This is a genomic window from Acidobacteriota bacterium, assembly GCA_018268895.1.
In the GTDB taxonomy this organism is placed as follows: domain Bacteria; phylum Acidobacteriota; class Terriglobia; order Terriglobales; family Acidobacteriaceae; genus Edaphobacter.
Genome location: JAFDVP010000001.1, coordinates 1,642,881 through 1,662,930 on the forward strand (window position 1 = coordinate 1,642,881; position 20,050 = coordinate 1,662,930).

The 20,050-nt window shown below is 58.3% G+C and carries 17 protein-coding genes and 1 tRNA gene; 11 read left to right on the forward strand and 7 right to left on the reverse strand.

Features of this window, described 5'->3' with window-relative positions; translation table 11 throughout:
* The 4 genes from JSS95_06995 (at position 1) to JSS95_07010 (ending at position 4,716) form a co-directional block, all read left to right on the forward strand.
* Complete coding sequence (locus tag JSS95_06995; protein MBS1799558.1) at positions 1 to 372, forward strand: hypothetical protein; 372 nt, start codon at positions 1 to 3, stop codon at positions 370 to 372.
* Between the two features lie 5 nt (positions 373 to 377).
* Positions 378 to 1,133, forward strand: a complete 756-nt coding sequence (locus tag JSS95_07000) for a hypothetical protein (protein ID MBS1799559.1) — start codon at positions 378 to 380, stop codon at positions 1,131 to 1,133.
* Between the two features lie 112 nt (positions 1,134 to 1,245).
* Positions 1,246 to 3,408: a hypothetical protein gene (locus JSS95_07005; protein ID MBS1799560.1), complete on the forward strand. Its 2,163-nt coding sequence runs from the start codon at positions 1,246 to 1,248 to the stop codon at positions 3,406 to 3,408.
* Complete coding sequence (locus JSS95_07010; GenBank protein MBS1799561.1) at positions 3,409 to 4,716, forward strand: hypothetical protein; 1,308 nt, start codon at positions 3,409 to 3,411, stop codon at positions 4,714 to 4,716.
* Positions 4,717 to 4,775: 59 nt separating this feature from the next.
* On the opposite strand, the gene JSS95_07015 is transcribed toward JSS95_07010, so the two are convergent.
* Positions 4,776 to 5,528: a hypothetical protein gene (locus JSS95_07015; GenBank protein ID MBS1799562.1), complete on the reverse strand. Its 753-nt coding sequence runs from the start codon at positions 5,526 to 5,528 to the stop codon at positions 4,776 to 4,778.
* Positions 5,529 to 5,861: 333 nt separating this feature from the next.
* Between JSS95_07015 and JSS95_07020 the strand changes: the two genes are divergently transcribed.
* A complete protein-coding gene (locus JSS95_07020; protein ID MBS1799563.1) occupies positions 5,862 to 6,098 on the forward strand; it encodes a helix-turn-helix domain-containing protein in 237 nt (78 codons plus the stop codon).
* Positions 6,095 to 7,270 (forward strand): site-specific integrase, encoded by a 1,176-nt coding sequence (locus tag JSS95_07025; GenBank protein MBS1799564.1) that lies wholly within the window; start codon positions 6,095 to 6,097, stop codon positions 7,268 to 7,270. Before JSS95_07020 ends, JSS95_07025 begins: the two co-directional genes overlap by 4 nt.
* A 76-nt stretch (positions 7,271 to 7,346) precedes the next feature.
* On the opposite strand, the gene JSS95_07030 is transcribed toward JSS95_07025, so the two are convergent.
* The 3 genes from JSS95_07030 to fbp all read right to left on the reverse strand — a co-directional run bounded on the left by JSS95_07030 (position 7,347) and on the right by fbp (position 8,804).
* A tRNA-Ala gene (locus JSS95_07030) sits at positions 7,347 to 7,422 on the reverse strand.
* A gap of 105 nt (positions 7,423 to 7,527) precedes the next feature.
* Complete coding sequence (locus tag JSS95_07035; GenBank protein MBS1799565.1) at positions 7,528 to 7,791, reverse strand: hypothetical protein; 264 nt, start codon at positions 7,789 to 7,791, stop codon at positions 7,528 to 7,530.
* Complete coding sequence (fbp, locus tag JSS95_07040) at positions 7,788 to 8,804, reverse strand: class 1 fructose-bisphosphatase (protein MBS1799566.1); 1,017 nt, start codon at positions 8,802 to 8,804, stop codon at positions 7,788 to 7,790. Before fbp ends, JSS95_07035 begins: the two co-directional genes overlap by 4 nt.
* 129 nt (positions 8,805 to 8,933) lie before the next feature.
* On the opposite strand from fbp, the gene JSS95_07045 reads away from it, so the two are divergent.
* Positions 8,934 to 10,244, forward strand: coding sequence for an aminopeptidase P family protein (locus JSS95_07045; GenBank protein ID MBS1799567.1), 1,311 nt, complete (start codon positions 8,934 to 8,936; stop codon positions 10,242 to 10,244).
* 957 nt (positions 10,245 to 11,201) lie between these two features.
* Here JSS95_07045 and JSS95_07050 read toward each other — a convergent pair.
* The gene (locus JSS95_07050; GenBank protein ID MBS1799568.1) at positions 11,202 to 13,136 is read right to left on the reverse strand and encodes a CocE/NonD family hydrolase; all 1,935 of its coding nucleotides are present in this window, start codon (positions 13,134 to 13,136) and stop codon (positions 11,202 to 11,204) included.
* A 116-nt stretch (positions 13,137 to 13,252) separates the two neighbouring features.
* Here JSS95_07050 and JSS95_07055 point away from each other — a divergent pair, with 116 nt between their 5' ends.
* Positions 13,253 to 13,921 carry an O-methyltransferase gene (locus tag JSS95_07055; GenBank protein MBS1799569.1) on the forward strand — a complete coding sequence of 223 codons (669 nt, stop codon included), beginning with the start codon at positions 13,253 to 13,255 and terminating at the stop codon, positions 13,919 to 13,921.
* Positions 13,922 to 14,050: 129 nt separating this feature from the next.
* Here the strand turns inward: JSS95_07055 and ispF are convergent, their stop codons facing one another.
* Positions 14,051 to 14,665: a 2-C-methyl-D-erythritol 2,4-cyclodiphosphate synthase gene (gene ispF / locus JSS95_07060; protein MBS1799570.1), complete on the reverse strand. Its 615-nt coding sequence runs from the start codon at positions 14,663 to 14,665 to the stop codon at positions 14,051 to 14,053.
* Entirely contained in the window at positions 14,662 to 15,387 is a 726-nt protein-coding gene (gene ispD, locus JSS95_07065; protein MBS1799571.1) for a 2-C-methyl-D-erythritol 4-phosphate cytidylyltransferase, read from the reverse strand. The genes ispF and ispD overlap by 4 nt, the downstream gene beginning before the upstream one ends.
* A gap of 104 nt (positions 15,388 to 15,491) precedes the next feature.
* On the opposite strand from ispD, the gene tilS reads away from it, so the two are divergent.
* The 3 genes from tilS to JSS95_07080 all read left to right on the forward strand — a co-directional run bounded on the left by tilS (position 15,492) and on the right by JSS95_07080 (position 19,986).
* Positions 15,492 to 16,562: a tRNA lysidine(34) synthetase TilS gene (gene tilS, locus JSS95_07070; GenBank protein MBS1799572.1), complete on the forward strand. Its 1,071-nt coding sequence runs from the start codon at positions 15,492 to 15,494 to the stop codon at positions 16,560 to 16,562.
* 266 nt (positions 16,563 to 16,828) lie between these two features.
* Positions 16,829 to 18,748, forward strand: coding sequence for an ATP-dependent zinc metalloprotease FtsH (gene ftsH / locus JSS95_07075; GenBank protein MBS1799573.1), 1,920 nt, complete (start codon positions 16,829 to 16,831; stop codon positions 18,746 to 18,748).
* A gap of 167 nt (positions 18,749 to 18,915) precedes the next feature.
* On the forward strand, positions 18,916 to 19,986 hold the full coding sequence (locus JSS95_07080; protein ID MBS1799574.1) for an acyltransferase: 1,071 nt from the start codon (positions 18,916 to 18,918) through the stop codon (positions 19,984 to 19,986).
* Positions 19,987 to 20,050 lie beyond the last annotated feature (64 nt).

Here is a 20,050-nt window from a genome sequence, read left to right on the forward strand (position 1 = left end):
ATGATTACTGAAAAATTGTTGGGAGTAGATGATCTCCCATCGCTCACGCCGTTCGGCGTCACCGAGGATGAATTGACGAGATACGTCAGTGTCCCCGGTAGTTTTACCACGTTGGTTTCAGACGATGAGGTTCCGATCCTTTTTATTCGAGGTAAGAAATCACTGCGTCTCGATTTGTCGATCAATCTCGCTGTAGACCACGAACGTGCGGCCAAAGTTCTTATAGAAGCACTAAGCCGCCTTGCAGATCGTGCGCGTGCGAACGGATTTACTGAACTCGCCATTGACTGTTCTTTCCCAGAACTGACGAAGCTCGCAGTTGAAACATTTGGCTTCGTTGCCAGCGACAACACCCTAACAAAGGCTCTCTGATTCAAATGCACATCACCACATTTTCAAGGTTTGAGTGGGACGGTAAACGATACGTCGAGGTCTACTCTGAAGGCTACGCGTTCAATGGACTAGTGGACCTTTGCTGCGGAGCTTCTTCACAGCAGACCCAAACGTATAACCAGCAGACGCAGCTATCCCAGCAGATCATGCAGCAAGGGCAGCAGGTCTTTGGTGATTCTTCTAAGGTCTTCTCGGACCTTGTGTCGTCGCTCGCTCCCACCGTGTCAGCCGGGCCGAATCAGGAAGGATTCTCCGCAGCGGAGAAGTCAGCCCTTCAATCACAGGCAATCACAAATGCCGGAGTTGCGTACAAGAACGCTAAGGCCGCAACCGGCAACGCTATCGCAGCTCAGGGTGGCGGAAATACTGGCACGGTAAGCGGCGCGAACCTCGGCATTGAAGCCAAGCTCGCGGCGAGCGCATCCCAGAACACCGCCGACCAACTGAATCAGATCAACCTCAACGACTATCAGCAGGGACGCGAGAACTACAACAATGCAGTCAATGATCTTGCTGGCACGACGAACGTATTCAACCCAGCCACGAACGTAGATAACTCTGCGACCGGCGCACTCGAAGGGCAGGCCAAGACAGCCAACGATATCGCAAGCCAGAACAACTCGTGGGTGCAAGCTGTAAGCGGAGCGCTTGGAAATCTGGGAGGGGTTGCGGTTGATGGTTTTATGAATAACCTTGGCCGCAGCTCGAAGAGTTCGACGACAAGTTCCGCGAACGGATAGATAAGTCCGATCACTTGAAATGATGTCTGTCCCGTAAAGTCTGCCAAGACGCGGAGCGTTGGGACAGCGGTGAGAACCGTGATAAGACGCTCCGCACTCCTTCAGGAATCGAATGTTTACAGACCAGAACGACGAACAGCAGCCACAGACTGCTGACAATCCGTCAGATGCCGCTGCGGTACAGCCGAGCAACGACAACTCACCCCAGCAGCAGCCCGGCACACCTGCGACCGCACTACAGCCCCAGCAGCAGCCATCGCAGCCGCAACCCACAACCCCGGCACCTAATACGTCTAATGGCTCCGATACCGTAGTGACCAACAACGCGGCACACCCGGCAGTAAAGAAAGCAAGTTTGCTGCGTGATGTCGCCCAGGCTCTCGCGGGCGGCCCTCGTTACAGCGTAAGTATCGACCCCACTACCGGAGCAACTACACGAACCGCCGTTCCTTTGTCATCCCGTGACATCGGGATGGCTATCGCCCTTGAAGCGATCTCCGGCGCTTTTAGCGGTCTTGCGGTCACCGGTCCCGGCGCTACAGGGCGTGCCGCAGCAGTTGGCTTTCAGCAAGGCCAGCAGCAGATTCAGCAGGCCCAAGCCCAGCGGGAACAACAGGCGCAACAGGATTTCCAGAATCAGTCACAACAGCTCGCTCGCCGTGCAGGTATTTACGAAACGAATAGTCGTGCCATTCTCAATACAGCAGAAGCCGAACAGCGCGGTGCAGAAGCCATTGACAAGCTGACTGATATCAACCGGGCCTCTGGCGTTCTTGACGTTGATTCTGACTTGCTCGACAACGGCGGTACACCGATGACGCAGGCAGAGCTAATGGACGCGATGAAGTCAGGCAAGCTCAGTCCTACTGACGCGCTCGGCCCTGTAGCAGGCCGTGTAGAGATCACAAACTCAGACGGTTCAAGGCGTTGGGAGGCCACCCACCTCATAATCAAAGACCCGAACACTCCTACGTCCCTTTCACAAGCAGACTGGGACAGATACGCCGATGGAGGTGTACCTGGGTTCCAGAAAGGCACGAAGATCGGGGGAGGCGTGCAGATTTCGCTTCGCATGAAACAAAATGCCAATGAAGTTCTGGCTTCACATACGCTCGCCGATCAGCGTCTCGACGATCTCCGCAGCTCGCTCGATGGTACGCAGTACGCTTCTAAGGTTCCCACCAAGATTGATTTCAGCAAGCCGGGCGTGAACGCCGCGATGCAGCGTTTCCAACGTTACGTTTCGCATGACGCAGCTAACTTGCAGGACCCGTTTTCTGCTTTGCAGGCAATGGGGCAGTCGAAGCGTGACCCGAAAACCGGCGCTATTCAGCCCAATCCAGATGCGAAGTACGTTGATGCAGTCGCGTCCGCATTCGGAGGCTGGGGAGTTCTTGAGGCTGCACACGATCAGTCAGCCGCGAATCGTAAGGCCGCTGCTGACTTCGCTGTCATTGACTCCGAAGCCAAGGCGAACGCTGTCCTTGCGGCACCGAAGAAGTTCACGGGAGAGCAGCAACAGGCAGCTCATAACTTTCTTCAGTTCGCTGATGCCCAGGGCGCTAAGAAAGCTGCTCAGGCTGCCCGCGCTCGTGCTGTTGCAGAGGGTTCGGACGTGCAGGCCATGTATCGGTTTGGTCGCAACCCGATTACCGGAGCAACGCTGTCGTTAGATAACGCGGCACCGTCGATGCTGGTGGACCCTAGCGGCAACGTAATCCCACAGGACCTAGTATCAACCTATAAGCCCACAGCACAGCAGCGACAAACCGCTGACACTGCACGACAGGTACTCAGTATTGCTCAGAATCTCCGACAGGCTGTGGCAAACAATCCCAACCTCGCAGGACCTCTCAGCGGACGCAGCAAGCAAGGACTCGCAAAGGCAGGTCTCGGCGATGCACAGTCTCAGAAGTATCTGGACGACCTTGCTTTTCTGACCAGCGCGGCCACCAAGATGCACACCGGACGTTTCTCCAGCGAAATTCTGAAGAAGATGGACTCGCTCATCAAGCCCGGTATGAATCCTGACCAGTTCAGTGGTGCTCTCGATTCCATTCAAGGAGTTGCTGGTCGTTATGCCGATGAAGACCGCCTGACCACCGTACAGGATTACCGACAGCAGCAGTCACAGCGTCAGCCATCGGCCAACACGAACACACAACAGGTGCAGATTCCTGCTGGTGCTCAGATCGGTCGTGACGCTCAGGGGCGAGTCGTCGGGTACAAGTTGCCCAGCGGTCAGTACGTCCCAATCAACGGAGTCGCACAGTAAATGCCAGTACCTAATCAAACACCGAATGGCGTAACCTTCGATACTCCATTGCATCAGGCGACTACTGTGAGCGTCCCTGCCGGTGTCACCTTCGACGGACCGACAACCCAGCCCACAACTGTGACAACAGGCGGTCAACCAGCCGCGCAGTCACAGCCTCAGCCGTACAAACCGACGGCAAGCATCTCCGCAGTCCCGGAACCTGAAAATGTTGCCGGGCGTGTGGAGCAGTGGGCAGATGATGTGAAGAATGACCTCCTCAACGGCACAGGGAATACAAGGATTGGCGCTCTCTTGAAGTTCTTGGGCGCTCCTGGACTTGAGCGCGGTGTCTCCCCTGGGACGGCTGAGTTCATGGGTAGTCCGCTGCTCGGACCAACACGGGTTGTAAAGGGCGCTGCGGAGCTTGGACAGTCAGGCAAGCGTTGGGCAGGAACGAAGGACGTAGTTGGCGGTGCCCTGGATGCCGCCACTATTCCGGGTGGATTTATCGCTCCCGAAGGTGGTGAAGTTGCAGGTACAGCTATCGACGCTACCGCAACGCAGGCCGCCCGTGCTGCAAAGGCTGTCCGTGACGCCGTGACGAAGCCCCTTGATGCTCACTCACATCAGCAAGCACTACAGCAGGGTATACGTGGCGTACTCGATACGATTGCTAAGGACGCGGGCGTTACGCCGTCTCCGTCAGCGTCTATCCGTGATGTTGCCGGTAGGGTGGCAGACTCCATTCTCACTCGCAGCAAAGCCGCGTATCAGTCGCTAGATAAGGCCACTGATGGACGCTTCCAGCGGTTCGACGATGCGCTAAAGAACGTCAATGAACGTCTGCGCGAAGTCGCTGGATTGGATGACGAGAACGAATCCGCACTCCTGAAACGGAAGGCCGAGATAGAGCAGTCGCAGGCTGAGACTTTCGAGCAGGCAAAGCAGGCGGGGGTTGATCCCAAAATCATTGACTCTGCACGTGCTGACTGGAAACAGGCCCAGGCTCTCTATGATCTTGACCGGCAGTTGAAGATGAGTGCATCTGGAATGCGCCCGGAACTGGCATCGCCGGGAAGCACGCCTGAAGTAATCGACGCAAAGAAAGCCTTCACACGCTTGAATCGGCTCTACGACTCTGGGCGGTTGCAACAGGCAGCCGGTCAACACGCCGATACGCTAATTCAGCAGATTGATGCCGCATGGCTTCACAGTCAGAAGATAGCGGCACGTCAAAGGGCAATCAAGGCCGCCGCTAAGGCTGCTGGTGTCGGCGCTGCGGGTACGGCAGGATATGAAAGCGTGAAGGCGCTAGGCAATCAATAGCAAAGGCCCGCAACCAAAAAATCTGGCGCGGGCCTTTTGTATGCTGTTATGTGCCTAACCTAGTCGTCGTCACCAAGCCAAGCATCCAAATCATCCACACGGTCAAATTGACCGACTCGCTTCCGTCTTTCTGCGTCAGGAACCTCTGCAATACTGACTCTCTCCTCTTCAGTCAGTACCCCTTTTTCTTGCAAGATGTCCAATAGTTTTGCGATTCTTGCGCCAGCTACAGCTAGAGTGTTTGAAATGTGGCGAAGTTGAGGCTGGAATAGGGCCGGAGTCTTTTTCTGCTCGTCATATATCTTCTCGACAATTGTTATACCTAACTTGAATTTCTCTTCCTCTACTGACGACCAGAGAATTTGACCGAATCGCATTGTGCGCGGCTCATCTGATATACCCTTCCGAATCACCGGAAAATACTGCGGTAGATTCCTCAATGACTGCTCAGTTGCGGCGTCAACTTCAACCCGTGCACTGATGATGAGCGCATCTTCGTCAAACCGTTCCGTAAACCAGTACGGTTGCAAAGTTACATCAGCCAATTGGAGATCATCGACCTTGAGTTCTTCCTCTTGGGTCAGAGTCCAAATGTACGATTGAATTGGCCTGCCATCCGTGTAGCTGTGTGTTTTTTGAAACAGAAGAACAGTGACATCTTTGGAGGTATCCCCATCCGCTGACAAGAGGCATCCCTTACCAGAGAGTGCTTCTCGTATCGAGTCACTTTGCGCCTCGTGTGCTGTAAATTGAACTTCTAATTCAAAGAGTTCTTTCCCTGTATGCCGGGAGGTGTGGCTGTTTTGAGCCATTATTCTCGCTGTGATTGTGTGCTCTCCTACTTTGAACCGAACATTGCCCACTAGTCCTATCTCCCTTGCTTACGGTTTAGACATGAAGGTGCCGCGTCTTCGACGTGACACGCGCGTATATTTAGGATTCGCCAATCATACGCCTCAGGTAAGAGTGGAAATCGTGGGTGATGTATATACCGTATGCAATCGTCGTTCAAGATACAGACCCGCTTTGCATCTGTATCTAACCTCGTCCGGCACCAAGCGGTGATGTCGCGCCCAAGATTTCCTCGGCCCACTCCGTAACGAACGAGCGCAAGCCTGTAATGCCCAGGCACAATAGGTCCAACATTGGACAATCCAACAATCGAAAAGCCTCTCAACGCTCAGCAACTCTCGGAAGTCATTGACCTTCACCCCGTCACGATCCTGCGATGGGCAAGGGAGGGACGTATCCCTCACCGCAGACTCTCGGCCCGCAAGATCATGTTCCTTCCCTCCCAGATTCGAGAGTGGCTTGCATCGGGTTCACGGTATCCTGAGTTTGCCGTTCACGCCGCCCAACCCGAACAGGAGAAGGCAGCATGATCGAACCTATAGCGCATAAGCGCACTCGCTTTAGAACTGGGTCTTTGATAACTGAGAAGAGACAGAACGGCCCAGCGGTATACGTTTACCGTTGGCGTAAACCCCATATAACCGGAGGGACACGTCAAAAGAAAGTCGTACTGGGCACCGTCAAGGAATTGAACAAAACGCAGGCTCAGGCTAAAGCTGAACAGTACAGGCAGCTTGCCAATACAGCACCGCAGCACAATGTAAACCCATCTCTCACGGTTACGGAACTTGTGAAGCACTACACGGAACGCGAACTGGGAGAAGACTCAGGCAAGGCAGCAAAGCCCCGCAAGGCGTACCTGTATATCTTCAACAACTACATCCTGCCCAAGTGGGGTACTCTCTTGCTCGGACAGGTGAAGGCCGTAGCGGTCGAAGATTGGCTGAAGACATTGCCTCTGGCCAATGGCTCAAAGGCTAAGGTCAGAGAAGTCTTTGGTGCAGCATTCAGACACGCAATGCGTTACGAGCTGTATCCGACCAATCCCATTGCCAACGTCCGGCAGGTAAGGAAACGGGCCGTAGAGCCTGAGATTCTGGAACCTGCTGAGATCGCAGCAATCCTCAAACAGCTTGATGGAGTAGAGCCGGTACGCACCGCTTTTCTCATTGCGGCTGTCATGGGGATGCGAAGGGGAGAAATCTTCGGCCTACAGTGGAAGGATGTTGACCTTGAACGCGCAGTCCTGCATGTTCGCAGGTCATTCGTTGACGGTGTAGAGGGTCTACCTAAGACAGAATCCTCGCGTCGTCCACTTCCCTTGCCTCCTCCGGCTGTTGAGGCTCTGAGTACATGGAAGAAGCAATCCAAGTACACGGACCCCGGCCATTGGGTGTTCGCTTCCGAGATTTCCTTCGGCAAGCAGCCCCTCTGGCCTGGAACACTCTGGCGTAGGAATGTAGTTCCGGCAATCGAACGCGCCGGTATCACCAAGCCCAAGCTAGGGTGGCATACCCTTCGACGTAGCTACGCATCGTTGCTGCTGTCTATGGGCATCAGTCTCCGCGTGAGCATGGAGCTGATGCGGCACTCCACGCCGGATATGACCCTTGCTACCTACGCTCGAACGGTAGGAGATGAGAAACGGGATGCAGGCAGCAAACTCGCAGCTTTGCTACTGGGAAATGAGGAAGCTGCTTAGTGTGCCCTTATCGTGTCCACGCAGCTTTTTCGCTTCTTATTGTGTCCACGTTTTTCTTGCAAACGATTGATTTATTTGGTGGAGCTGATCAGGATCGAACTGACGACCTCCTCGTTGCGAACGAGGCGCTCTCCCAACTGAGCTACAGCCCCACACCTTAGAAACTCACGCACAACCGGGACAACACCGTGGCCTGAGCGACTTCGGTAAGTGTATCAGGAAGCACAACACCACTCAAAACGACGAACGCGCTCCCCTCAACTCGAAGCTACTCCGGTCACCTGTCCAGTAACATGCGTCCCGGCCATCAGCGGCTTTTCCACCCGATGCCATATCTCGTCTTCCTGCTCCACAACTCCCAGCACTGGAACCGGCAAACGCGCTCCGCTCCTCGCCACCGCCTCCAAAGTTCCCATATCGCCGACGCGAAACTCCGTGCGATCCAGTTGAACCAGCCACATCTGGCGCCCCGCCACTCGGCTCTCTTCCACAATATCCACCACCACCGCCGCGAAGCTCACCTTACCGGAACCTCCGACAACATCTCCTTCAACGCCTCCATCTCGCGGCGGCTGCCAACACAGAATGGCGTGCGCTGATGTATGCCGTCCGGCCGTATGTCCAGAATACGTCCCGCGCCGTTCGTCGCCGCGCCTCCCGCCTGCTCTGCAATGAACGCCAGCGGGTTCGCCTCATATAGCAACCGCAGCTTGCCCTTCGCCTGCTTCTCCGTCGGGGGATACAGAAACACGCCGCCCTTCAGCAGCGTCCGATGAAAGTCCGCCACCAGACTGCCGATGTAGCGCGAGCTGTACGTCTTCCCCAGACCTCCCTCGCGAAGCATCGCCACATAGCGCCTGTACTCCTCAGGCCAGCCCGCGGCGTTCGCCTCGTTCGTCGAGTAGTAGCTTCCCTGCTCCGGCATCTTCATCTGCTCGTGGCTCAGCACAAACGCGCCAATCTTCGGATCAAGCGTAAAGCCATGGACGCCGTTGCCCGTCGTATACACCAGCACCGTCGACGGCCCATACACCACGTAGCCCGCCGCGACCTGCCGGAACCCCTGCTGCAGGATCGACTCCTCCAGCGTCCCCAACTCCGCCGGCATCCTTCGCAGCACGCTGAAGATCGTTCCCACATTCACATTTACGTCGATGTTGCTCGAACCATCCAGGGGATCGAAGACGATGATGTACTTCCCCGTCTCCGCATCGCGATTGAACGTGACCGGCTCCTCGTCTTCTTCGCTCACCAGTGCGGCAACACTGTCGCGCAGTCCCAAACAGTGCAGAAGCGCCTGGTTCGCGAAGACGTCCAGCTTCTGCTGCTGCTCGCCCTGCACATTCTCCACGCCAGCCGCTCCCAGAACGTCCCCCAGCCCCGCCGCGCGAATCTTCGCTTCAATCATCTTCGTCGCCAGAGTGATGCCGCTCAGCAGCCAGCTGAACGTGCCCGTCGCCTCGCGCCCGGTCGACTTCAAAAGGCTCTGCTGCTGCTGCAGGATGTGTTGCTGAACGGTCGTAATCATCGCCATATCGTTTCCACCTGAAGAGTTGCACCAGAGGTCTGGGCCAGACTTGAAACTATCACCCGCAACGATCTTCCATCCACCACGGCCGATAACCGTCGCCCCCAAGCAGAACGATTCGCTACAATTCCGCACATGCCATCCAGACGAAGCTTCCTCCTCGCGGCCTCAGCGGCAGCCGTCGCCCCGTCTCTCGACCTTCAGGCCCAGCAGCCTTCTTCTTCTTTCCTCTCCAGCGGCAAGCTGCTGCCTCCCGCCATCGCCGCGCTCACCAACCGCCGCTCCGAAGCCGTTCCCATCACACTCGAAGAGCGCGAACACCGCATCGGGCGCGCCCGCGAGCTACTCGCCAAAAACAGGATCGACGCGCTCGTCATCTGCGCCGGGACCTCGCTCAACTACTTCACTGGCCTCCATTGGGAGCAGTCCGAACGCTTCTTCGCCTGGGTGCTACCCGCAAAGGGCAACCCCTTCGTTGTCTGCCCCGTCTTTGAAGAAGCCCGCCTCCGCGAGCGCATGGACGCCCGGCCCGCCACACTGCCTGCGGCCTCCGCCACACGCTTCTACACCTGGTACGAAGACGACAGCCCCTACGCGCTGCTCGCAAAGGCCCTTAAGGACGCGGGCATCTCAACCGGCCGCATCGGCCTCGAGGAGCGCACCCAGTTCGCCTTCACCGACGGCATCGAGCACGCCGCCCCCACGCTCACCACCGTCAGCGGAACCCCCGTCACCGCCGGTTGCCGCGCCGTCAAGTCAGCCGCCGAACTCGCGCTCATGCGCCTCGCCAACGACAACACCCTCAAGGTCTACGAGGCAGCGTGGAGCTCTCTCTCCCCCGGCATGACCAACGAGCACGTCTCCCAGCTCATCTCCGCCGCCTACGACCGCACCGGCTTTCCCGGCGAAGCCTCCTGCCAGGTCGGCCCCTACTCGGCGCTCCCCCACGGCTCGCTCCAGCCGCAGGTCATCAAAGAAGGTGAGATCATCCTCCTCGACGACGGCTGCACTGTCGAAGGCTACCAGTCCGACATCTCGCGATCCTTCGTCCTCGGCAAGGCCTCCAGCAAGCAGAAGCGCATCTTCGACATCGTGTACAAGGCGCAGTCCGCCGCGCTCGCCGCAGGCAAAGCAGGTGCTCCCTGCCACGCCGTCGACGACGCCGCGCGCAAGGTCATCGCCGACGCCGGATTCGGCCCCGGCTACAAATACTTCACCCACCGCCTCGGCCACGGCATCGGCATGGATGAACACGAGTGGCCCTATCTCGTCCGAGGCAACAACACCACGCTCGAACCCGGCATGACCTTCTCCGACGAGCCCGGCATCTATATAGTTGGCGAGTTCGGCATCCGCCTCGAAGACGATTGGGTCTGCACCCCAAACGGAGGCGAAATGTTCACCCCACAAAGCCCCTCGCTAGAACAACCCTTCGCCAAAGCCTGATGAAGTAAGGCGCGGTGCTCACCGCATCTGCCGTGAGCAAACCTACGCCCAAACTTGTCATCCTGAGCGAAGCGCAGCGAAGTCGAAGGACCTGCATTTCCACTGCTCACCTTTTCCCTTCCACCAACAATCACGAAGTGCCATCCTGAGCGGAGTGGCGCAGCCACACAGTCGAAGGATCTGTGTTTTTATCAATGCCACATAATGCATGAGGAAGGATGAGCTTGTTAATATCTCGATCGTTTGCCCCAGCACTACACGCTTTCCTCTTTGCAGTAACGTGGCTGACTGCTTCTGCTCAACCACAACCGCTTCTTGATGGGCCAGCACGTTGGGGCTTTTACATTCTGTTTTTCGCTGACTTTCCTGTCTCAGCTATTGGCTTCTCAGCAATGTGGGATGGCCGCTGGACCTACGGGCTTCTGCTATGGGGAACAGTAGGAACTGCATGGTGGTATCTTTTGGGCGTAGTGATAGAGAAATTTCATAGCTCAACACGCCCTCCTGGCTAAGAGGATCACCTGGGTGCCCCATTCATGGCGCAGCTTCATCGCGACATTGGGCATTCGAGCGAAGGTCGAACCGTTTCGTTAAGGGCACGGCTTCAGCCGTGCCGTAATCCAGCCGTCGCGAAGCGGCCACCGCTCTGCCGAAGGCGGAACGACCCACAGCGAGCTTGAGCGAAAATCCTGTCAAGCCCCCATACCCACCAAAAACCAAACAACCCAAACAAAACCGACTACTTCCGGTCACCCTCAAAAGTGCCGATCAGTTCCACCCAACCAGCTAAAATAGAACTCAGCAGACAAGGAAAAGCCCGGGGAACAACTCCCACGGGCTTTCTCTTTTATTATCTAGATCTTACGAATAAACCTCATGTTTTGAAGATTTTACAAAATCAGTCCAACGCTAAACCTTTATTTATGAGGATTTTGCGAAAATACATAGAGGAGGGGGTTAAGGCAACACCAGCACCTCCACCCCACTGGCCGCACCTGCATTGCGGTACACACTCTCCGTCGCCTTCACGAACTGCTCCGGCTTCACCTGCGGAATATCCACGAACGTCTGCGGATTGCGATCCACCAGCGGGAACCAGGAGCTCTGCACCTGCACCATGATCCTATGCCCCACGCGGAACGTATGGTTCACGTCCGGCATCTCGCCGTTCACCTCCGTCATCTTCCCCGGCACAAGCGGCGTCGGCTTCTCCCAGCTATCGCGGAACTTCGCCCGCATCGGCTCGCCGCGAACCAGTTGCTGATAGCCGCCCATAACCACCGGGGCTGCGCCGACAATCCGCTTATTCCCACTCGACATTCCCTCCGGCGCCGGATAGTCATACGGATACACATCGATCAGCTTCACCACAAAGTCCGCGTCCGTCCCGGTCGAGGCGATCTTCAACCTCGGCTTCACCGGCCCCACAATCGTCACGTCCTGGGTTAGCGGCTCCGATTCATAGACCAGCACGTCCGACCGCGTCGACGCGAACCTCTGGTCATCATCCATATAGCGCTGCGGAACCGTGTCCGTCGGATAACCGACAAACGGCACCGGATGTGCCGGGTCGCTCACATACTGATCAACCCCTGCCTTCTCCGCCGGAGCATCGAAGCTCAACCCGCCATTCGCCCTGAAGTAAAGCGTCTTCGCCTCAGCTTGTTTTGGAGGCCACGCTTCATACTTCTTCCACACATTCGTTCCTGTCTCGAAGACATAAGCCTTTGGCAGCGCAGGCTCGGGCTTGTCCTTTAAGTAGTGCTCAAAAAACGGCAACTCTATCTGTGAACGATAAAACAGCGACGTCTTCGCATTGAAGACAACATCGCCCAACCGATCGCCGTCCGTGCGCGACCATCCACCATGCGTCCACGGCCCCACTACCAACGTGTTGCTGTTGCCCGGATTGAACTTATCGATCGCATGAAACGTCTTGAACGGCCCTGAAAGGTCCTCGGCGTCGAACCAGCCACCCACCTCCATCGTCGCCGCATGAACGTTCTTCATGTGCCGCGAGAGGTCGCGCTTCTGCCAGTAGTCGTCATACGTCGTATGAATCAGTTGGTCGTGAAACAACCAGTTTTTGCCGTCCAGGTACTCTCTGCCCGTGTCGAGATTCCCTGTCGGCCCCGCCCCCAGCAACGTCGCATAGGTATCAGGGTTCTCGGTTCGGGAAGCGCCACCGCGAGACCCTCCGCCCCCTGCCGTCGGAATCACTGGATTCTTCTGCGGAAAGAACCCGCGATAGAACCCATAGTTCGCGCTCAGCATGAACCCGCCGCCGTGATAGCCGTCATCGTTGAAAAACAAATCCGTCATCGGCGCCTGCGGACTCGCCGCCTTGATCGCCGGGTGCGAATCGATGATGCTCGCCGACGTATAGAACCCCGGATAACTGATCCCTGTAATTCCCACCTTACCGTTATTGTTCGGCACATTCTTCAGCAGGAACTCCACCGTGTCGTACATGTCGCTCGACTCATCTACATCCTTCGACGACTTCTTATCATCGATGTGTGGATTCATCTCCAAAAACACGCCCTCGCTCCCGTAGCGTCCGCGCGCGTCCTCGCACACAAAGATGTACCCCGACTCCATCAGCTCCGCACTCGGCCCCACCCGCGCGGGAAACTTGTCCACGCCATACGGTCCGCAGCTATACGGTGTCTTCGTCATCAAAAACGGATAGGGCCCCGCATCTTTGAACGCTCCCGGCTTCGGCACGTAGACTGCGGCGAACATCTTCGCCCCGTCCCGCATCGGAATGCGGTATTCATACTTCGCAAAGTGCGTCCTCACAAAGTCATCTGGCTCGCCGGATAACTGTGCCTGTGCATATCCCGTGACCAGAAAAACCAGTCCAATCGCAAAGTGAAACCCTCTCTTCATCATTTGCCTCGCAAAAGAAATCGGTTGCAAAAAAATGGTTATAGGAGCCGCCATCTACCCTACACCGAATCGCCATCCGGCTTGCCCGTATCGCCGGATAAATCTATCTTGGCTTTATGGATCAAGGACTCTGGATCACCGTAGACCGCTACCTCTCTGACACCCTGCTTCCCCCCGACCACCAGATGGAGAACGCGCTCGAGGCCAACGCCTGCGCAGGCCTTCCGGCAATCGACGTCGCACCCAACCAGGGCAAGATGCTCAACCTCATCGCCCGCGTCCAGGGCTCGCGCCGCATCCTTGAGATCGGTACGCTCGGCGGCTACTCCACCATTTGGCTCGCTCGCGCACTTCCAGCCGACGGCAAGCTCATCACCCTCGAGCTCGACCCCAAACACGCCACCGTCGCCGCAGCCAACATGCAGCGAACCGGGCTTGCATCCCTCGTCGACATCCGCGTCGGCCCGGCGGTCGAATCGCTCGAAAAGCTGCACGCTGAAAACGCCGGCCCCTTCGACTTCGTCTTCCTCGACGCCGACAAGCCCAACTACCCCGTCTACCTCGATTGGGCCGTCAAACTCTCGCGGCCCGGCACCGTCATCCTCACCGACAACGTCGTCCGCGAGGGAGCCATCGTCGACAAGAACAATGCGGACGAGCGCGTCCAGGGCACACGGGCCTTTCTCGAAAAACTAGGCAACCACCCGCGCCTCGACGCTACCGCCATCCAGACCGTAGGCAGCAAAGGCTACGACGGCTTCGCCCTCGCCGTCGTCAAACCGTAACCAACCTATTGTCCTCGGCTAAGGAAAAAGTGTCATCCTGAGCTACGCCTCTCGCAGCCTCATCGCGAGAGGCGTAGTCGAAGGACCTGCGTTTATACCCTTCCCACTGGCAAATAGCCCAGGGAAACTTCAGGTCAGATCGTCCGTATCGAACGCAGGCCGTTTCCGCCCAAGCGCCGAGACATCGTGCGCTCCGCCCACCAGGCCCTTCACCACCTCGTCGATATCGTCGACATCAGCTGAAGCCACCATCCGCGCAGGAGCATCCGCCAGCTTCACGCTCTCCAGCAGCACCGTCGCATGGGCCACGGCCACATGATCCTGGTTCAACCCTTCTGGTGTCTTGGCTTTGATGCCAACCTCGCCCGGCTTCACACCCAGCAGCTCTGCCACCCGCTCGCGCAACTCGCCGGCGATCGGGACGATCTTCGGCTTCGCCATCACCAGAACCGTGTCGATATTCACGATCTTGTATCCGGCCGTCGCCACCTCTTCGAGCGCCGTCTGCAAAAAGATGTGCGACGCTGCCCCCTTCCACCGCGGATCGCTCGGCGGAAAGAACGTCCCAATATCGCCCGCCGAGACCGCGCCCAGCAGCGCATCCGTTATCGCGTGTAGCAGCACATCGCCGTCCGAGTGACCGGCAAGCCCTTCAGGGTGTTCAATCGCAAGACCGCCAATCACCAGTGGAACCCCCGGCTTGAACGCGTGCGAGTCGAACCCGTAACCGATTCTCATGCTCATAGCGCACCTGCCCCGGCAGTCTGCTTCAGGTAGAACTCAGCCAACTCGATATCACCGGGCTGCGTAATCTTGAAGTTCCGCGCCGACCCAGGCACGACAGCAACCTCAATCCCGGCGCGTTCCAGCAGGCTTGCCTCATCTGTTCCCGCAAACTCGTCGGCCTCCGCCTCAGCGAACGCATGACGCAGCAGCCCGAACCGCGCTCCCTGCGGCGTCTGCGCCAGCACCACACGCTCTCGCGGAACGGTCGCTGTAATGATGGCGCCATCGGCCGTACGCTCCACCTGCTTGATCGTGTCCACCGCCGGCAGTCCTACGATGGCCGCCCCGTGGTGCACCACCGCTTCAATCGTCCGCTCAATTGTCGCTGCATCGATCAGCGGACGCACCGCGTCATGCACCAGCACCACGTCGTCGTCGTCGCACTCCAGCGCCAGCAGAGCGTTGGCAACCGATCCCTGCCGGTTGTCTCCGCCCTCCACCATGTGGACGCGCGGCCCCAGCTTGAACTCGCGGATCTGCGCTTCCACACGCTCCCGCTCCGCGCCACGAACTGCCAGACACACAGCGTCGATACTCGGTACCTGAAGAAAAGCCTTCACCGTGCGCACCAGCACCGGAACGCCGCCAACACTCAGAAACTGCTTCGGCGCGGCTGCATGGTTGGCAGCCGCCATACGCGTGCCAATACCGGCCGCAGGAATAATGACAAAAACTCGCATAACCTGCGAAGTATACAAGATATAGCTGGCAATTCCTCAGTTCGGCCGTCTGGCGAACCCACTCCCAAAACAATCTCTGCGCCGCCAACTAATATAGAAGCGCCATGCCCTCTGCACTTCCCTTCAACCGTGACCACATCAATCCCGGCGATCGCATCTGCGTCGCCGTCTCCGGCGGAGCTGACTCCGTCGCCCTTCTTCTCGCTGTCCACGAAGCGAACTCCGCAAAGCGCGACGCTCTCGGCGCAGGCATCTCCGCTGTCCACGTCCATCACGGCATCCGCACCGCCGCCGAATCCGGCGCCGATCTCACCTTTGTACAGGACCTCTGCATCCAGCTCGACGTTCCACTACACATCCACCGCGCCGATGTGCCGACCCGCGCCACCGAAAACCGCGAGACGCTCGAAGAAGCCGCCCGCGAGGTCCGCTACGCCTTCTTCCGCACACTCATCGCCTCCGGCCACGCCGACTCCATCCTCACCGCCCACACCCTCGACGACCAGGCCGAGACCGTCCTGATGAAGCTCCTCCGCGGAGCCTGGACCGAGGGACTCTCCGCCATCCACCCCATCGTCGCAGTCCACGAACCGGGCCAGCGTTCCGGCAAGATCCTCCGCCCCCTCCTCGCCACACGCCGCTCCGAGATCGAGTCCTACCTCCGCTCCCGCAACCAGCCCTGGCAGACCGACTCGACCAACGCCGACACCGCCTACACCCGCAACCGAATCCGCCACGAACTCCTCCCCCAGCTCCGCACCTTCAATCCTTCTATTGACCAGACGCTCGCCAACCTCGCCGAGATCGCTCGCGAAGAAGAGTCCCGCTGGCAGGCCGAACTCAGCCGCCTACTTCCCCAAATTCTCCTTCCCGGCAAACCCGTCCGCGGAGGAGGCCGAGCCGTATCAACATCATCCGGAACAAGCTCCATCTCCATCGAGATCGAGCGCCTCCGCTCCCTCGACCCCGCCCTCCGCCTCCGGGTCCTCCGCGCCGCCGCCCGCCAGCTCGGCTCGCGTATCAGCTTCGACGACACTACCCGCCTGCTCGCCCTCGGCGGATTCGCCAACCTGCCCACGGTAGCCGCCCGCACCGGAGCCTCCGTCCACCTTGCCGCCGGTCTGCGCGCCGAACGCTCCGCCCGCGAACTCCGCCTTAGCCGTGAATCGTCCTGAGAAGGACAAAAAAACTCACCCCTTAGTTGCAGCATCATTTGCCCTTCCTGCTACTGAATCCAGCGGGCAAAGAGTAGAATCTAAACACTGACGGGGGCAGGGGCGCTCCCGCGGCGGCATTATTCTGCCGGCTCCCCGCGGAACCATTCCTTTCTCCCCGCCGTCTAATCGATGTAGGCTTTTATCTACGGGCTTTCGCCGAGAAAAGTCCGGGGCTATCGTCCAGTTCCAATTGGCCGACTAGACCGGAAAATGAGGAACACGCTTTGAACTCGACCGTCAAACAAATCCTGATCTGGGTCTTCATGATCACCTGCGTGGTCTTCCTGTGGCAGTTCGTCGTCAAGGGTACCGGTGCAGGACAGGAAAAGAACATCTCGCTGACCCAGTTGCTCAACGACGCCGACCAGGGCAAGATCTCCGAGGTCACCGTCAACGGTTCCGAGGTCACCGGCCACTATCGCGACGACAAGAACCAGTTCCACACCACCATTCCGGCCAACTATCCGGACATGTACAAGACGCTGCGCGACCACGGCGTCAACATCACGATCAAGGATCAGAACTCGAACGCATGGCTTGGCTTCCTCATCCAGCTTGCTCCGTTCGCGCTTCTCCTCGGTCTCTGGTTCTTCCTCCTGCGCCAGATGCAGTCCGGCGGCAACAAGGCGATGAGCTTCGGCAAATCGCGCGCCCGCCTGCTCTCGATGCAGCAGAAGAAGATCACCTTCAAGGACGTCGCCGGTGTTGACGAGGCCAAGGAAGAGCTCAAGGAGATCATCGAGTTCCTCCGCGAGGCCCAGAAATTCCAGCGCCTCGGCGGCCGCATCCCTAAGGGTGTTCTGCTCGTCGGGCCTCCTGGAACCGGCAAGACGCTGCTCGCCCGCGCAGTAGCGGGCGAAGCCAATGTTCCGTTCTTCTCCATCTCCGGCTCCGACTTCGTCGAGATGTTCGTCGGCGTCGGCGCATCGCGCGTCCGCGACCTCTTCGAGCAGGGCAAGAAAAACGCCCCCTGCATCATCTTCATCGACGAGATCGACGCTGTCGGCCGTCACCGTGGCGCTGGCCTCGGCGGCGGACACGACGAGCGCGAGCAGACCCTCAACCAGCTCCTCGTCGAGATGGACGGCTTCGAGTCCAACGACGGAGTCATCCTCGTCGCCGCCACCAACCGGCCCGACGTTCTTGACCCCGCGCTCCTCCGCCCCGGCCGTTTCGACCGTCGCGTCATCGTCGACCGCCCCGACATCCGTGGCCGCGAAGAGGTGCTAAAGGTTCACTCCAAGAAGGTCCCCATGGCCGAGGACGTCGATCTCAACGTGCTGGCTCGTGGAACCCCGGGCTTCTCCGGAGCCGACCTCGCCAACATGGTCAACGAGGCCGCCCTCACCGCCGCCCGCTACAACCGCAAGGCCGTCCACATGTACGACTTTGAGGTTGCCAAGGACAAGGTGATGATGGGTGCCGAGCGCAAGTCGATGCTCCTCACCGACGAAGAGAAGAAGGTCACCGCCTATCACGAGGCCGGCCACACCCTCGTCTCCGCGCTGCGTGAGCACTCCGACCCGCTCCACAAGGTCACCATCATCCCGCGCGGCATGGCCCTCGGCGTCACCGTCTACCTCCCCGAGGAAGACCAGCACACCGTCACCAAGGAGTACCTCGAGACGCGCCTCGCCACCCTCATGGGCGGCCGTTGCGCCGAAGAGATATTCCTCGGCAAGATGACCACCGGAGCCGGCAACGACATCGAGCGCATCACCGACCTCGCCCGCAAGATGGTCTGCGAGTTCGGTATGTCCAAGCTCGGCCCCATGACCTTTGGCAAAAAGGAGGAGCAGATCTTCCTCGGACGCGAGATCGCACAGCACCGCGACTTCTCCGACGAGACTGCCCGCCAGATCGACGCCGAGGTTCGCACCTTCGTCGACGTCGCCTACCAGTCGGCGTACAACCTGCTCAACACGAACCAGGACATCATGCACCGGCTCGCCGCTGCCCTGCTCGAGCGCGAGACCCTCGACGCCCACGAGATCAAGTTGATCATCGAAGGCAAGGACCTCCCGCCTATGAAGTCTGCGCTTGCGGCCGTCGATCCCGGCGCGGGCGGAGAGGCCCAGAAGATCCTCAAGCCCGACACCGGCCGCAAGCCCGGCTTCGGCGAGGGCCAGCCTTCTCCGGCATAACGTCCAGCTAGCCAACAAGCAAAAAGGAGAACCGTATATCGGTTCTCCTTTTGTTTTGCCATTGTTTCTCTCGACCCGGTGTTATGTCTTTGATAGCCTGAGCACTATCGTCCTCGCTATCACCCGAAGATGGTTTCTCCACAAACTGCTTTTTCGAGGCCTCCTGGATGCACGGCAAGCGAAATTTTGGCTTAGACCTCGCCCGTGCCACCGCCATCTCGATGGTGTACCTGTCCCACGGAATTACTGTCTTTCATTCCCTCGGAATTGGAGTCGATCTCTTCTTCGTCCTGTCAGGTTTCCTGATCGGTAGAATTTACTTCCGATCTCAAGCACAACCTGACTTCTCTTTCTGGCGCTTCTGGCAGGCACGATGGTGGAGAACTCTTCCGCCTTACTACGCTGCCATCGGCGTCTTTCTACTCCTCAACCTCGCCTTTCCATCCCAGCCCCGCCCAATCCCTTGGTATTACCTCTTCTTCCTGCAGAACTACCTCGGCGTGCGCGACATGGGCGTCACCTGGAGCCTCTGCGTCGAGGAGCATTTTTACCTGGCTCTACCCATTCTCGGCTGGCTCGCTATCCGATATCTCGGACGGCAGCGGCTTATTTGGGTTCTCCCCCTGCTGGCACTGTTCCCACAACTTTTTCGGCTCACAGCCATCCTCACCACCGGGTTGCCGGCCGACTGGTATTGGATCACCCACTTCCATTCCGAAGGCCTCGTACTTGGAGTCTTCCTTGCCTATCTCTTCGTGGACCACCCAAAGCTGTGGGGGCGCATCCGGCCCATCGCCCTCGGCCTCTCTCTCATTCCCGTCGTTCTCCTCATCGCCCTGAGCATTCACTACACCCCCAGCCTCAAGCTGCATGGAGGAATCTTCCTCTACTACGCCCTCGGCTTCGCAGGATGGGTCCGCGTCGCCTACGACATCCAATGGGCGCCGAAAAGCATGGCCGCCAACCTCGTCAAAAAATCCATCCACGGTCTCGCGCTCTGTTCCTACAGCGTCTACCTGCTGCACACCGCCTTCTTCACCGACATGCGCCTGCTCATCGCTAACTGGAATCGCGGTGCAGCTAAATCCATCTTCATCCTTCTCTCCAGTTTTCTCATGTGCGTTATCTTCTACTTCCTGGTGGAGCGCCCCACCATCATCTGGCGCGATCGATCTCTACGTAAGAGGAAAAAAGCCGCTGCTCCGAATTCCCCGGCCGCACGTGTGGAGACCGTGTAACACGAAGCCTGCCAACGCGACGGACCTTCTTTTGCAAAGCTTCTTCCCGCATCAGGAAACCAGC

Coding starts and splice junctions, on each gene's coding strand:
- JSS95_06995 (MBS1799558.1), top strand. CDS start 1: ATGATTACTGAAAAATTGTTGGGAGTAGATGATCTCCCATCGCTCACG.
- JSS95_07000 (MBS1799559.1), top strand. CDS start 378: ATGCACATCACCACATTTTCAAGGTTTGAGTGGGACGGTAAACGATAC.
- JSS95_07005 (MBS1799560.1), top strand. CDS start 1,246: ATGTTTACAGACCAGAACGACGAACAGCAGCCACAGACTGCTGACAAT.
- JSS95_07010 (MBS1799561.1), top strand. CDS start 3,409: ATGCCAGTACCTAATCAAACACCGAATGGCGTAACCTTCGATACTCCA.
- JSS95_07015 (MBS1799562.1), bottom strand. CDS start 5,528: ATGGCTCAAAACAGCCACACCTCCCGGCATACAGGGAAAGAACTCTTT.
- JSS95_07025 (MBS1799564.1), top strand. CDS start 6,095: ATGATCGAACCTATAGCGCATAAGCGCACTCGCTTTAGAACTGGGTCT.
- fbp (MBS1799566.1), bottom strand. CDS start 8,804: ATGGCGATGATTACGACCGTTCAGCAACACATCCTGCAGCAGCAGCAG.
- JSS95_07045 (MBS1799567.1), top strand. CDS start 8,934: ATGCCATCCAGACGAAGCTTCCTCCTCGCGGCCTCAGCGGCAGCCGTC.
- JSS95_07050 (MBS1799568.1), bottom strand. CDS start 13,136: ATGAAGAGAGGGTTTCACTTTGCGATTGGACTGGTTTTTCTGGTCACG.
- JSS95_07055 (MBS1799569.1), top strand. CDS start 13,253: ATGGATCAAGGACTCTGGATCACCGTAGACCGCTACCTCTCTGACACC.
- ispF (MBS1799570.1), bottom strand. CDS start 14,665: ATGAGCATGAGAATCGGTTACGGGTTCGACTCGCACGCGTTCAAGCCG.
- ispD (MBS1799571.1), bottom strand. CDS start 15,387: ATGCGAGTTTTTGTCATTATTCCTGCGGCCGGTATTGGCACGCGTATG.
- tilS (MBS1799572.1), top strand. CDS start 15,492: ATGCCCTCTGCACTTCCCTTCAACCGTGACCACATCAATCCCGGCGAT.
- JSS95_07080 (MBS1799574.1), top strand. CDS start 18,916: ATGCACGGCAAGCGAAATTTTGGCTTAGACCTCGCCCGTGCCACCGCC.